This window comes from Brevibacillus sp. BC25, from assembly GCF_000282075.1.
In the GTDB taxonomy this organism is placed as follows: Bacteria; Bacillota; Bacilli; order Brevibacillales; family Brevibacillaceae; genus Brevibacillus.
On the sequence record NZ_AKIX01000105.1, the window covers coordinates 1 to 14,383 of the forward strand.

Below are 14,383 nucleotides of genomic sequence, written 5' to 3' on the forward strand. Positions count from 1 at the left end.
TTATCCACACATTTAGCAACTGATCATGCAGATCCAGTTTTCAGGGAATAAAAGAAACCTTCTTGCTGATGATGGCAGGAAGGTTTTTTCGTGTAGATAAGGCGTTAGCAGAGAAACTAATATAGATCCGAGGGCAGAGAGGGAAGGGGCATCCGGTGATTTCGGTGAAAATGCCTTCGAATAACCGAGGGAAAGGTATCCATGTGATTGTCCAAAAAATGTTCAACCAAATATCGCTCAACAAGTCCGTGAGACATCGTTAGCTCTCCCCACCATTCCGTTTCATAGCGGCAAAGCATGCTGAGTAAATAAAGCAGCAAGTAATGACTGGCCCATTCGGGAAGAGGAAGAGAAGAAGCAGAACCATTCCAAAAGAAGAGGACGTTCTGATGCAAACGAAATAACGGGTGTTGATCCAGTTCAGACAGGGCACACTGAGGAAGGGTCAGTTCCTTTATGTTTTTATTATTTACCGAGGTGAGTTTTTCCAAGTTACAAATAGATGGAGCCAGCCTGCGAATGTACTGGATGAAGGTTTCAGTTGAATAGGACAATGGCCCGTCCGTTCTTTTAGGAAAGGTAATGCGAACCAAATCATCCTGACTTATATGCTCAATCTTTAGCGTTAACCAGTTACGCGGTTTATCCGTAGCAATTCCGTAACTATCGCTGACGCTGGGGATGGATGAAAATAAGTCATGGACTGAATAGCGGTCTTGTAACGGCGCGAGCTGGAATGCGAGAGCTAATTGCGCAAAGAACCCTTCCTTTTGTGGACGAACTTCGTCTTCTATTAGCATATAGGCGTTTCGTTTAAGCTTTCGTGTTGTGACACCATGTTGAAGCACACGACTGTTTTGGGGATAATACGGATCACGAGTCAATAACATCGCCTTCAACAAGTGAGAGCAGCCATAAAACAGCAGCAATGGCTGGATGGACAAGTCGGAAACAGCGGAAGTGGAATAAAAATGTCTGGCTTGTCTCCAGAGAAACAGGAAACGCGAGCTTTGTTGAAAAGCTAGTCGCTCCGCATGCTCAACACCCAAGTCGTGATAGCAGGCAGCCAAATATTTACGTGCAGTTGGTTCTGTCTCAAAATAGCGTAATGTTTTCCAAGCGTTATCCATGTTACCCACCTTTACCAATTTTCGTAATATGGTTAAGTTTCCTAAAATGTTTTTTGATTTATCTGTCTAATTGAATCTATAACCGAACGATATACTCATTTCTTGACAGTAAATTAAGCCGTTTGTTAAACTGTCTTAAACCATTCGCCGAGAGGAGCTTTCAACTGTGCGGGAAGACAAATTTGTTAAAGAGGGCTTAACGTTTGACGATGTATTGCTCATTCCAGCAAAATCTGAAGTTTTGCCAAGGGATGTTGATCTACGAGTACAATTGAGTGAGAATGTGAAGCTGAATATTCCTCTGATCAGTGCTGGTATGGACACCGTAACGGAGTCTGGACTTGCAATCGCCATGGCTCGCCAAGGTGGTATCGGGATTGTCCATAAAAACATGTCCATCGAGCAACAAGCAAGCGAAGTAGATCGTGTAAAACGCTCTGAAAGTGGCGTTATTACCAATCCGTTCTCTTTGTCCCAAGAGCATACCGTCGAAGAAGCGAATGCTCTCATGGGTAAATATCGTATCTCCGGTGTTCCGATTGTCGATGACAATCAAAAGCTGATCGGAATTCTCACCAACCGCGATCTGCGCTTTGTACATGACTTCTCCATCAAGATCAAAGAGGTTATGACCAAGGAAAACCTAGTGACGGCTCCTGTCGGTACAACATTGCAACAGGCAGAATTGATTTTGCAACAACACAAGATCGAAAAGCTTCCGTTGGTGGATGAGAACTACACTCTGCGTGGACTCATTACGATCAAAGATATTGAAAAGGCTATCCAATACCCGCATGCAGCAAAAGATAAACAAGGCCGCTTGCTGTGTGGTGCTGCTGTTGGGGTATCTGCTGATACGTTTGAGCGCACAGCTGCACTGGTACAAGCTGGCGTGGACGTATTGGTGATCGATACCGCTCATGGGCATTCCAAAGGCGTACTTGAAACGGTAAAAGCAGTTCGCAAAGAATACCCAACGCTCACAATCGTCGCAGGAAACGTTGCAACTGGACAAGCTACTCGCGATCTGATCGAAGCTGGGGCATCTGTGGTGAAGGTTGGTATCGGTCCTGGTTCCATTTGTACAACTCGTGTCGTAGCAGGTATCGGTGTTCCTCAAATTACAGCGATTCACGATTGTGCACAAGTAGCGCGAGAGTACAATATTCCAATTATTGCCGACGGCGGCATTAAATACTCCGGTGATTTGCCAAAAGCAATTGGTGCAGGTGCTTCTGTGATCATGATCGGCAGTCTGTTCGCCGGTACAGAAGAAAGCCCAGGCGAATTCGAGATTTTCCAAGGTCGTCGTTTCAAGGTATATCGCGGAATGGGATCGATTGGCGCGATGAAAGCCGGCAGTAAGGACCGTTACTTCCAAGAGGACGCACAGAAGCTCGTTCCGGAAGGGATCGAAGGCCGTGTTCCTTACAAAGGCCCATTGGCGGATGTTACTTATCAGTTGATTGGTGGACTGCGTGCAGGTATGGGATACTGCGGGGCGAAGAACATCGAAGATTTGATTCAAAACTCCCAGTTCGTCCGCATTACCGGCGCTGGTTTGCGTGAGAGCCACCCACACGATGTACAAATTACCAAAGAATCACCTAACTACTCGATTTCCTAAGTAAAAAATAGTGCGTAAGACCTACGTCCCCTTTCTTTTAAAAAGAGAGGGGATTTTTACTAGCTACTAACATGTGGAAATAGGAGGAATCTCGCTTCAAGCCACCCTGCAACCTATGGTACACTTACAATTGTGTGCTTGTTTCATAAAAGAATGAAATCGACAGAAATAGGAGAGTGAGAGATTACATGAAGCGAAAGACATGGACAAAGCGATTGACAGGTCTGTTCCTTTCGGTCGCTGTTTTTGCTACAGCAATGGGAGGAATGGTTTCAAAGGTGGAAGCTGCCCCTGTAGCATCTCAAGCGAATTTACAACTGGAAGCGAAGTCTGCCATTCTTGTTGAGGCATCGACGGGAAGGGTTCTCTATAGTAAAGATCCTGACGTAGCACTTCCGGTAGCTAGTATGAGTAAAATCATGTCTGAATACCTGGTTCAGGAAGCCATCAAACAAAAGAAAATTAAATGGGATGATGTTGTCCCGGTAAGTGAGTATGCTTTTTATATCGCGAAAATTTCAGATTCGTCTGGTGTGTATTTGAATTTAGGCGAATCCTTTACGGTTAAACAATTGTACGAAGCGATGGCAATCGTATCGGCCAATGACGCTACTGTACTTTTGGCTGAGAAGATCGCAGGCAGTGAGCCAGCCTTTGTTGAACTGATGAACAAAAAGGCAGCAGAGCTTGGTATGAAAAATACTTCGTTCGTCACTTCTACTGGTTTGCCAGCCAATGAGTTGGGTCCATACTCTGTTCAGACCGAACAAACAGAGAACTTGATGTCTGCTCGTGATTCAGCGATCCTTGCCCGTGCTCTGATTCACGATTTCCCGGATGCGTTGGAGACTTCCAAAAAACCAATCTTCAGCTTCCGTACAGGTACACCGAATGAGTGGAGCAAGAAAAACTATAACTGGATGCTGCCTAGTCTGATTAGCTATTACCCAGGTGTAGATGGATTAAAAACGGGGCATACAAATGCAGCAGGTTATTGTTTTACAGGTACGGCTGTTCGCGACAACATGCGTTTGATTAGCGTTGTGATGAATGCAAGCACCGAGACAAAGCGTTTTGCTGAGACGAGAAAACTGTTTGACTACGGTTTTGGCAATTTCAAACTCACAAAACAAATGGACAAGAATGTACCAGTCAAAGGATTTGAAACAGCTCCTGTGAAAAACGGTGTAGAGGTAACTGTACCAGTTGTTACAGGCAGCGAAGTAAACATGATCACAAAAACCGGTACGGAAGCAAAATACACACCAACGGTTACCTTCCAGGAGCTAACTGCACCGATTACGCAAGGACAAGTTGTCGGTAAGATCGTCTTGAAAGAAGAAGGTACGAAGGAAACGGATTACTTGCAGCCTGAAGACGCAGCAAAAGCAGGCGTGGATATCGTAGCAGGACAGGCAGTAGAGGAAGCCAGCTGGATTCGTCTGTTCTTCCGTAGCATCATAGAGTTTTTCAGCAATTTATTTAGCAGTGGAACAGGAAATTAAATAACTATTGTTTTCCCCTACATCTATCGTTTACAATGACGGTAACAGGAACCATAACACCACATAACAGTTTCGGTTCTGACTCATGATGTAGGGGGTATTTGTAATGGTACAAGTAGGAACATCCCGCGTTAAAAGAGGTATGGCTGAAATGCAAAAAGGCGGCGTTATTATGGACGTCGTAAATGCTGAACAAGCGAAAATTGCAGAAGCAGCGGGTGCTGTTGCTGTAATGGCTTTGGAGCGTGTACCGTCTGACATTCGTGCAGCTGGTGGAGTTGCGCGTATGGCTGACCTTAGCATTGTAGAGGAAGTACTGAATTCTGTTTCGATCCCTGTTATGGCAAAAGCTCGTATCGGTCATTTTGTTGAAGCGCGTGTTCTCGAGTCTCTGGGTGTAGATTATCTCGATGAGAGTGAAGTACTCACTCCAGCAGATGACTTGTACCATATCAATAAAAAAGAGTTCACGGTACCGTTTGTATGTGGCGCCCGTGATCTGGGTGAAGCTCTCCGTCGTATCGGGGAAGGTGCATCCATGATCCGCACAAAAGGTGAACCAGGAACCGGAAACATTGTAGAGGCTGTTCGTCATATGCGCACGATGATGTCCCAAATCCGCAAAGTGCAAGCCATGTCCTACGATGAACTGATGGCGGAAGCCAAAAACCTGGGTGCCCCATACGAACTGCTTGAAGAGGTACACAAAACAGGTAAGCTGCCAGTCGTAAACTTCGCAGCAGGTGGAGTAGCAACACCAGCAGATGCTGCCCTGATGATGCAATTGGGCTCCGATGGCGTGTTTGTAGGCTCTGGTATCTTTAAATCAGAGAATCCAGAGAAGTTTGCTCGCGCGATTGTGGAAGCGACCACCCACTACACGGATTACGAACTGATTGCTCGCGTATCCAAAGGCTTGGGGACGGCAATGCCAGGAATCGAAATCTCCAAGATTCGTGAAGCTGATCGCATGCAAGAGCGCGGCTGGTAAGGTGAGTAGCATGAAAATCGGCGTACTCGCTCTACAAGGAGCTGTAGCAGAACATGTGCGAATGCTAGAAGAGGTTGGTGCCACAGCTGTCCCGGTCAAAAAAGTAGAAGAACTGGATGACCTCGACGGGCTGGTCATTCCCGGCGGAGAAAGCACCACGATTAGCAAGCTGATGCACAAGTACGGATTCATGGAGGCGGTTCAAGAGTTCGGTAAGGTGAACAAGCCGATCTTCGGAACTTGCGCAGGAGCGATTCTACTGGCCAAACGGATTCAAGGACAAGACGATTGCCATTTAGGGTTGATGGAGATCAAAGTCGAGCGGAATGCTTTTGGTCGCCAAAAGGAGAGCTTTGAAGCCTTGATGCCTGTTGCGGGTGTGGCGGCAGATTACCCGGCAGTGTTCATCAGAGCACCATATATCATGGAAGTGGGAGAGAACGGTCAAGTCTTGGCCAAGCACGAAGACAAGATTGTTGTCGCCCGGAGCGGTCACTATTTGGCAGCAGCCTTTCACCCAGAATTGACCGAAGATACAAGACTGCACAAATACTTCCTCGACATGGTCAAGGAATACAGAAGCTAGCTAGCTGTCATACTGGAAGATCGGCCGTAAAAAAGGCGCCGATCTTCTTTTTTTCTGAAAAGATCGAGGCGGGCTACTCTTTACATACGTATAGATCCTGTAGTACAGTTAACAATAATAGTATTCATGAATAAGAATGCGATGATGAGAACAAGTACTTCACAAGAGCCAGGCCTAGAGAGTCGGTGGTAGGTGCGAACCGATCCGGTGATGTGAAGGAATCCATCTCGGAGTGGCAAAGGAACAACAACTTTGTCCGGAACCGTCCCGTTATGACGGAAGAGTGGGCATATGCATGAAGGATTGCTGCATGTGTCAACGAGGGTGGCAACGCGGGTATACAACACTCGTCCCTTACCAGGGGACGGGTGTTTTTTGTTTTTTTTCAATACGATTCGGAGGGATTTACACATGTTGGACGTAAAAGTATTACGCCAGGATTTGGAAGAAGTAAAACGCCGTTTGGCTCACCGCAATGAAGATATTTCTGCGTTGGATCAATTCGTAGAAGTAGATGAAAAGCGTCGCGAAGTCATCCAAGAAGCAGAAGCGCTGAAAAATAAGCGTAACACGGTATCCGAGCAAGTAGCGGTTATGAAACGAAATAAGGAAAATGCAGACCATCTGATCGCTGAAATGAAAGAAGTAAATGAGCGCATCAAGGCTTTGGATGAAGAGCTGCGTCAATTGGATGAGCAGCTGGAGTTCATTTTGCTGAGCCTCCCGAACCTGCCGCACGAAAGCACGCCGATCGGTACGACAGAAGACGATAACGTGATTGCCTGGACATGGGGAGAGCCACGTGCATTTGACTTCGAGATTAAGCCTCACTGGGAGCTGGCTAGCCAAGCAGGCATTCTCGATTTTGAAACGGCGGGAAAAGTAACAGGAAGCCGTTTTGTTTTCTATAAAGGCTTGGGCGCACGTCTGGAGCGCGCACTGATGAACTTCATGATGGATCTGCACTCGAATGAACATGGCTATGAAGAAGTGATCCCACCGTATATCGTCAACCGTACGAGTATGACGGGAACGGGCCAATTGCCTAAGTTTGAAGAGGATGCATTCAAAATCGAGGGACCAGATTACTTCCTGATTCCAACTGCAGAGGTGCCAGTCACCAATATGCATCGTGATGAAATCATGGATGGAGCGGATCTCCCTCGCTACTACACTGCTTTCAGCGCATGTTTCCGTTCGGAAGCGGGTTCTGCTGGTCGTGATACGCGTGGGTTGATTCGTCAGCATCAATTCAACAAAGTTGAGCTGGTGAAATTCGTGAAACCAGAAGAGTCTTATGACGAACTCGACAAACTGGTGAAAAACGCTGAGAAGGTGCTTCAACTGCTTGGTCTGCCATACCGTGTCCTGAGCATGTGCACAGGCGATCTAGGATTTACGGCTGCGAAGAAATTCGACCTGGAAGTTTGGATTCCAAGCGGCGGCACATACCGTGAAATCTCGTCTTGCTCGAACTTTGAAGATTTCCAAGCGCGCCGTGCCAATATCCGTTTCCGTCGCGATACAAAATCGAAGCCAGAATTCGTGCATACATTGAATGGTTCTGGTTTGGCGATTGGACGTACAGTAGCAGCGATCTTGGAAAACTACCAAGATGCAGACGGAGCAATCGTGATTCCAGAAGTTCTTCGTCCGTACATGGGCGGAGTAGACAAGATCGCACAAAAGTAATAAGCGAGAGATTTGGAAAGCAGCTCTTGATCCATAGCGGGTCAAGGGCTGTTTTATATTGTGTACTAATACAGGTGGAATTTTTTAAAAAACGTGTTGCACTGTACTAATCTCTGTTATATAATAAAAACAAATTTTAAGAATATTGTTTTAATACAGAAATGGAGGAATGGAGAATGGACTGCTATCGGTGTGAAGGAAACGGAGAACAAAATTGCCCAAGATGTGGAGGCGTTGGTCGTGATGCCAACGGAGCGGCTTGCCACAATTGCTTGGGAGACGGACATGTATGCTGCAGCCATTGTAGTGGCAGCGGGAATCAGGAGTAAGGACATTTTTTTGCCACTACTGTTATATAATAAAAAACATTTTATCAATCTGTATCATAATAACTTTGGAGTGAGGGAGGAGGAGCTGTTTTGAATACTGTACCAACGAATCCATATCCGCTAGAGGTGCAGATTTCCGGTGAGATGCACCCTGGTTATCAAGATATCCTGACACCAGAAGCGATTCAATTTGTGATGAAGCTGGAGCAAAGGTTTGGAGACAGACGCCAACAATTGTTGGCTAAACGCGTGGAGCGCCAATTGCAAATCGATGCAGGTCAGCTGCCCGATTTTCTACAGGAAACAGCGGACATTCGTAAAGGAGAATGGACTGTTGCTCCATTGCCCAAAGATTTGCAAGACAGACGGGTGGAGATTACGGGACCTTCGGGTGATCGGAAAATGGTCATCAATGCACTGAACTCGGGTGCTCGGCTTTTCATGGCTGATTTTGAGGACGCGAACTCACCGACCTGGGAGAACACCATCCAAGGCCAAATCAACATGAAGGATGCGGTACGCCGCAACATCTCTTACATCAGTCCGGAAGGCAAATCATACGCCCTCAATGAAAAGACGGCGGTTCTGATCGTGCGTCCTCGTGGCTGGCATCTTGAAGAAAAACACATCCTCCTCGATCAAAAACCGATTTCCGGCAGTCTGCTTGACTTCGGACTTTACTTTTACCACAACGTAGATGCTCTTATCGCGAATCAGACAGCACCGTATTTCTACTTACCGAAACTGGAGAGCCATTTGGAGGCCCGCCTTTGGAACGACGTCTTCCTTTTTGCGCAGGATGAATTAAATATTCCACGCGGCACAATTCGCGCGACAGTATTGATCGAAACGATTCTCGCAGCTTTTGAGATGGATGAGATTCTGTACGAGCTGCGCGAGCATAGTGCAGGACTGAATTGCGGGCGTTGGGATTACATTTTCAGCTATATCAAAAAGCTGCGGAATCAGCCAGATGTCATTACACCGGATCGTGCGCAAGTAACCATGACAGTTCCGTTCATGAAAGCATATACCACGCTGGCCGTGAAGACTTGCCATAAACGGATGGCGCCTTGCATTGGTGGAATGGCTGCACAAATTCCGGTGAAAAATGACCCGGTACAAAATGCAGAAGCCATCGCCAAAGTTCGCGCTGACAAAGAGCGGGAAGCGTACGATGGACATGATGGGACTTGGGTTGCTCACCCTGGGCTAGTGCCGGTAGCCATGGAAGTGTTCGATCGCTTGATGAGAGAGCCGAACCAAATCTGGTACAAACGTGAAGACGTAGACGTATCTGCTAAGCATCTTCTGGCAGTCCCAGAGGGCACGATTACAGAAGCGGGTGTCCGTACGAACATTAGCGTAGGCTTGCAGTACATCGAGGCATGGTTGCGAGGCTCTGGGGCCGTTCCGATCAACAATCTGATGGAGGATGCAGCTACAGCAGAAATTTCGCGGGCACAAGTCTGGCAATGGATGCGTCACCGTCACGGACTCTTGCAGGATGGTAAAAAGGTGACGGAAGGCTTGGTTAAGCAGTGGCTGAGTGAGGAGCTGCAAGCGATCAAGCAAGCAATCGGCCAAGAGAGGTATGACAACAGCAAGTATCCGATTGCTGGTGATCTATTCTTGCAATTGGTAACGACAGAAGATTTCGAAGACTTCCTAACAGTACCGGGTTATCGCTATTTGTAAAAATAAAAAGAGTGGGGGAAATGAAAATGACGAAAGTAAACAAGCAAGAAGCGATTCAACAGGTGGAGCAAAGCTGGCAAGGCGAGCGTTTTCAAGGAATAACACGCCCGTATACGGCAGAAGATGTCGTTCGTCTGCGCGGTTCCGTACAAATCGAGCATACGCTGGCTCATCTAGGGGCAGAGCGTCTGTGGAGCCTCTTGCATACCGAGCACCATATTAAAGCGTTGGGGGCTTTGACCGGGAATCAAGCGATTCAGCAGGTAAAGGCAGGATTAAAAGCGATTTATTTGAGTGGCTGGCAGGTAGCGGCCGATGCCAATCTGTCTGGTCAGATGTATCCTGATCAAAGCCTCTACCCGGCAAACAGTGTTCCCCAAGTCGTAAAAAGAATTAATCAGGCATTGCAACGGGCTGATCAGATCGATCAATCAGAGGGTGGTACAGAGACGAATTGGTTTGCTCCGATCGTAGCGGACGCAGAAGCGGGCTTTGGTGGGCCACTGAACGTCTTCGAATTGATGAAGGGTATGATTGAAGCGGGTGCAGCAGGAGTGCATTTTGAAGACCAGCTGGCTTCCGAGAAAAAATGCGGCCATATGGGCGGAAAGGTACTCATTCCGACGCAGGCGGCTGTACGTAATCTGATTTCTGCCCGATTTGCGGCAGATGTGATGGGAGTCCCGACCATTATCGTGGCACGTACCGATGCCAATGGCGCTTTCCTGATCACTAGCGATATCGACGAGCAGGATAAACCATTCCTGTCGGGTGAACGAACAGCAGAAGGATTCTTCCGTCTACGCGGCGGATTGGATGCAGCGATTGCCCGCGGACTGGCGTATGCTCCCTATGCAGATTTGATCTGGTGCGAGACTTCTGAGCCGAATTTGGAGGAAGCACGCCGTTTTGCAGAAGCGATTCATGCAAAATACCCTGGCAAGCTGTTAGCCTACAATTGCTCTCCTTCTTTCAACTGGAAAAAGAAGCTGGATGAACAGACCATCGCTCGCTTCCAAGAAGAGATCGGCGAGATGGGCTACAAGTTCCAATTTGTCACGCTCGCTGGCTTCCACTCCCTGAATTACAGCATGTTTGAACTGGCGCGTGGCTATCGTGACCGCGGAATGGCTGCCTACTCTGAATTGCAGCAGGCTGAGTTTGCCAGCGAAGTACATGGCTATACAGCCACTCGTCATCAGCGCGAAGTCGGTACCGGGTATTTCGATGAGATTGCGCAAGTTATCTCTGGAGGCAATTCCTCTACGACTGCACTCAGCGGGTCGACGGAAGAGGAACAATTTGCACACAATTAAAGAGGAAAAACGAAGGACTAGGTGGTTCTCTGGTATTCAGAGGGCCACTTTTTGCGTTCACTTCTATTTTTCATAGAGTCTTAATAGCTTTTTAACAACGCATTTATATCAGTTTCATTTTGGTTGTTTACGATTGGATTAGAAAAAACCAAGAAATCAAACACAAATAAAAACGAAAAGGGGCCTTAAAGATGAAAGGGAACCAGCTAAGCTGGAAACGAACCGTTGTTGTCATGACATCCGTTTTTCTGCTTGCGGGATGTGCCACCGAGACGAAATCAGGCACTTCTCTGGATACGTCGCAATTGACCCTGGATCAAATCGTGGAAAAAGCGAAGCAGGAGGGAGAAGTCAACTCCGTGGGTATGCCGGACACGTGGGCAAACTGGGGGGAGACCTGGAGCAATCTCGGGAAGGAATACGGCTTGAAGCATACGGATACCGACATGTCGAGCGCAGAAGAATTGGCTAAGTTTGAAGCAGAAAAAGAAGACGCTACTGCAGATATCGGCGACGTAGGCATCGCTTTTGGACCGTTAGCCAAGCAAAAAGGTCTGACGCTTCCTTACAAAACCTCTTACTGGAACGACATTCCCGACTGGGCAAAAGATGATGAAGGACATTGGTTGTTAGGCTATACCGGAACACTGGCTTTTATCACTGACAAAACAAAGGTGCAAAATCCCCCCAAGACCTGGGCAGATTTGAAAAACGGAAGCTACAAGATCGCGATCGGCGATGTCATGAAAGCGAATCAGGCGCAGTTTGCCGTTCTGGCCGCCGCCTATGCTAATGGGGGAGATGAGAAAAATATCCAGCCTGGCATTGACTTTTTCGCTGAGTTGGCAAAAAACAAGAGGCTCAGTACGAGCGATCCGAGCCTTGCTAATCTAGAAAAGGGTGAGGTCGAAGTCGCAATCTTGTGGGACTTCAACGCGCTCGGGTATCGGAACAAAATCGATAAAAACCGCTTTGATGTCCTCATCCCGGAGGAAGCATCAGTCAGCAGCGGGTACGCTACGGTTATCAACAAGTACGCCAAGCACCCACACGCTGCCATGCTGGCTCGTGAATACATTCTCTCCGACGCTGGACAGTCCAATTTGGCTCGCGGCTATGCACGACCAATTCGCGCTAACGCCAAGCTGGATGAATCCGCTAAAGCCATGCTGCTCCCCGATGATATGTATAAAAACGCACGTCCGGTGGGCGATTTGACTGCTTGGGAAGAGACAACCAAAAAATTGCCGCAGCTATGGCAAGAGCAGGTGTTAATCCATGTGCGCTAGCAAGCTCGCCATGATTGTGCTCGACGGATTGAGATTTGACACAGCCATCTCGCACATGGGGTACCTGCATCACCTGGTCGAATACGGTATTGCAGCCCGCTTTCAGGTGAGATCGGAATTACCCAGTCTGTCTCGTCCTTTGTACGAGGTTCTTTTGACGGGAACTCCTGTGTGGAAGAACGGCATTTCCAGCAATCAGACGGTTCGGCTTTCGCATCAGGAGAGTCTCTTTTACCTGACCCGGAAAAACGGAATGTCCAACGCTGCTGCGGCTTATGGCTGGGTAAGCGAGCTTTATAACAAGGCTCCATTCAATCCGTTTCACGACCGAATCCAATTGAACTCCGACAAGCCGATTCAAAACGGGATGTTCTACTGGGAGGATCACTATCCGGATACACACTTGTTTGCTGACGCCAACTTTTTGTTGAATGGATACAATCCGGATTTTCTTTACGTCCACTCCATGAATATCGATGATGACGGACATAAATATACGGCCGATTCCGCGCAGTATCGAAATCGCGTTCTGGCGGCAGATTCGATACTGGCAAATGTGCTTCCTGCGTGGATCGATGCGGGTTATCAAATCATCGTAACAGCCGATCACGGGATGACAGCCGATGGAAATCATGGTGGCACTTCTAGCGCTGACCGGGACGTCCCCTTGTTTGTCATCAGCAACCTGATATCTCCGGGTATTCGCGAGGAGGCAATTCCGCAATTGCAGGTGGCTCCGCTTGCCTGCCATTTGCTTGGCATCTCCCCCTCGAAAGAGATGCAGCCATTGAACGTATGAGGGCTGAGTAAGACGTCTCCCTAAGGGGGCGTCTTTTCCTCTAAGAAAGGAGCTTTTGCGATGAAACGATTTGTCAGTATGTTTTGGGTCACGACGATTCCGTTCTTTGCAATGATCGCTCTGTTTCTTCTCGTCCCGTTGCTTTCCATGATTGGAGGGAGCTTTCAGGCCGAGGGGGGCGGCGGTTTTACCATCAGTCACTATCGTGAGATTTTTTCAAATCCGTATTACTTGCAGGCTTTTGAGAACAGCGTGCTCATCTCGTTCCTGTCTGCTCTCATTGGAATCGTCGTTGCTGTTTTCGCCACCTATGCGATTACCCGTTTCCCACAGTCTCTGCAACAGCGAGTGCTTGTCATTACCAATCTAACCTCCAATTTTGCGGGGATTCCGCTCGCTTTTGCCTTCATTGTCCTATTGGGAAACAGTGGATTGTTTGTTTTGCTCGCGAAGCAACTGGGGATTGATTTTGGACAGTCCTTTACTCTGTATTCGTGGAGCGGCTTGACGCTTGTTTATATTTATTTTCAACTGCCCCTGGCGGTAATGCTTTTGTATCCCCTGTACAACGCCATTCAAAAGCAATGGATGGAAGCGGCCGAGCTGCTTGGAGCAAGTCCCTGGAAATTTTGGCTGAGAATCGGGTTTCCAGTACTGCTTCCAGGCATCGTCGGCACATTCAGTATTCTGTTTGCCAATGCAATGGGTGCCTATGCTTCTGCCTACGCGCTCACCGGGAGCAACTACAATCTGGTGCCCATTCGAATTGGCGCGCTAGTATCTGGCGACATTTTTGCAAGACCCGAGCTGGGTAGCGCACTCGCAGTACTGCTCGGCCTGACGCTTGCCGGAGCCTTACTCGTGAACGAGTGGCTGACGCGGAAGATTCGGAGGGATTTGTCTTGAAGCGGATCAGTTTGCCATCCTTGGCGTTTGCGTTGGTCATGCTGTATTTGTTTTTGCCAGTAGCTGCTACCATCCTTTACTCACTGGCAACCGAGTGGAACAGCACGGTTTTGCCAGAAGGACTCACAGGAAAATGGTTTGCGGAGCTGTATGCCGATCCCCGATTCTTGCAGGCATTCGGGCGTTCTTTTCTGCTCAGCTTTCTGACGACTGTCGTTGCCGTCGTCATTATTGTTCCTGCTGTATTCTCCATTATCGTCTACGCTCCCAGGATGGAGAGGCTGGTTCAGATTTTGGTGATGCTGACCTATGCCGTTCCGGGTGTCATTATGGCGGTCGGATTGATCCGTACTTATTCAGGAAACGGAATTCCAATGGTCATCATCACAGCAGGTGCCTATCTGGTCGGTTTGCTACCGTATCTTTATCAGGGAACGCGCAACAGCCTGCTTGCTATGCAGGCACGTTCGTTGATGGAGGCAGCCGAGCTATTGGGTGCGAGCCACTGGCAGGGG

At 48.0% G+C, this 14,383-nt stretch carries 13 protein-coding genes and 1 other annotated feature; of the genes, 12 read left to right on the plus strand and 1 reads right to left on the minus strand.

Annotation, left to right across the window (positions count from 1 at the left end; all coding sequences use genetic code 11):
• Positions 1 to 116: 116 nt before the first annotated feature.
• Entirely contained in the window at positions 117 to 1,130 is a 1,014-nt protein-coding gene (locus PMI05_RS23780; RefSeq protein ID WP_007727382.1) for a YaaC family protein, read from the minus strand.
• A 166-nt stretch (positions 1,131 to 1,296) separates the two neighbouring features.
• On the opposite strand from PMI05_RS23780, the gene guaB reads away from it, so the two are divergent.
• The 12 genes from guaB to PMI05_RS23840 all read left to right on the plus strand — a co-directional run.
• A complete protein-coding gene (guaB, locus tag PMI05_RS23785) occupies positions 1,297 to 2,757 on the plus strand; it encodes an IMP dehydrogenase (RefSeq protein WP_007727384.1) in 1,461 nt (486 codons plus the stop codon).
• Positions 2,758 to 2,945: 188 nt separating this feature from the next.
• Complete coding sequence (locus PMI05_RS23790) at positions 2,946 to 4,262, plus strand: D-alanyl-D-alanine carboxypeptidase family protein (RefSeq protein WP_007727386.1); 1,317 nt, start codon at positions 2,946 to 2,948, stop codon at positions 4,260 to 4,262.
• 106 nt (positions 4,263 to 4,368) lie between these two features.
• Positions 4,369 to 5,253, plus strand: coding sequence for a pyridoxal 5'-phosphate synthase lyase subunit PdxS (gene pdxS, locus PMI05_RS23795; protein ID WP_007727388.1), 885 nt, complete (start codon positions 4,369 to 4,371; stop codon positions 5,251 to 5,253).
• A 10-nt stretch (positions 5,254 to 5,263) separates the two neighbouring features.
• Positions 5,264 to 5,839 (plus strand): pyridoxal 5'-phosphate synthase glutaminase subunit PdxT, encoded by a 576-nt coding sequence (pdxT, locus tag PMI05_RS23800; RefSeq protein ID WP_007727389.1) that lies wholly within the window; start codon positions 5,264 to 5,266, stop codon positions 5,837 to 5,839.
• A 132-nt stretch (positions 5,840 to 5,971) separates the two neighbouring features.
• Positions 5,972 to 6,197, plus strand: a binding site (T-box leader).
• Between the two features lie 53 nt (positions 6,198 to 6,250).
• On the plus strand, positions 6,251 to 7,531 hold the full coding sequence (gene serS / locus PMI05_RS23805; protein WP_007727390.1) for a serine--tRNA ligase: 1,281 nt from the start codon (positions 6,251 to 6,253) through the stop codon (positions 7,529 to 7,531).
• A 192-nt stretch (positions 7,532 to 7,723) separates the two neighbouring features.
• Positions 7,724 to 7,954 carry a hypothetical protein gene (locus PMI05_RS23810; protein ID WP_007727393.1) on the plus strand — a complete coding sequence of 77 codons (231 nt, stop codon included), beginning with the start codon at positions 7,724 to 7,726 and terminating at the stop codon, positions 7,952 to 7,954.
• Complete coding sequence (gene aceB, locus PMI05_RS23815; RefSeq protein ID WP_007727394.1) at positions 7,951 to 9,558, plus strand: malate synthase A; 1,608 nt, start codon at positions 7,951 to 7,953, stop codon at positions 9,556 to 9,558. Before PMI05_RS23810 ends, aceB begins: the two co-directional genes overlap by 4 nt.
• A 26-nt stretch (positions 9,559 to 9,584) precedes the next feature.
• Positions 9,585 to 10,874: an isocitrate lyase gene (gene aceA / locus PMI05_RS23820; protein WP_007727397.1), complete on the plus strand. Its 1,290-nt coding sequence runs from the start codon at positions 9,585 to 9,587 to the stop codon at positions 10,872 to 10,874.
• Between the two features lie 191 nt (positions 10,875 to 11,065).
• Positions 11,066 to 12,163 carry an ABC transporter substrate-binding protein gene (locus tag PMI05_RS23825; RefSeq protein ID WP_007727399.1) on the plus strand — a complete coding sequence of 366 codons (1,098 nt, stop codon included), beginning with the start codon at positions 11,066 to 11,068 and terminating at the stop codon, positions 12,161 to 12,163.
• A complete protein-coding gene (locus PMI05_RS23830; RefSeq protein WP_007727400.1) occupies positions 12,153 to 12,962 on the plus strand; it encodes an alkaline phosphatase family protein in 810 nt (269 codons plus the stop codon). The genes PMI05_RS23825 and PMI05_RS23830 overlap by 11 nt, the downstream gene beginning before the upstream one ends.
• A gap of 60 nt (positions 12,963 to 13,022) precedes the next feature.
• Positions 13,023 to 13,868, plus strand: coding sequence for an ABC transporter permease subunit (locus tag PMI05_RS23835; RefSeq protein ID WP_007727405.1), 846 nt, complete (start codon positions 13,023 to 13,025; stop codon positions 13,866 to 13,868).
• A partial coding sequence (locus tag PMI05_RS23840) for an ABC transporter permease (protein ID WP_007727406.1) occupies positions 13,865 to 14,383 on the plus strand: 519 nt, incomplete at its 3' end. The genes PMI05_RS23835 and PMI05_RS23840, both read left to right, overlap by 4 nt.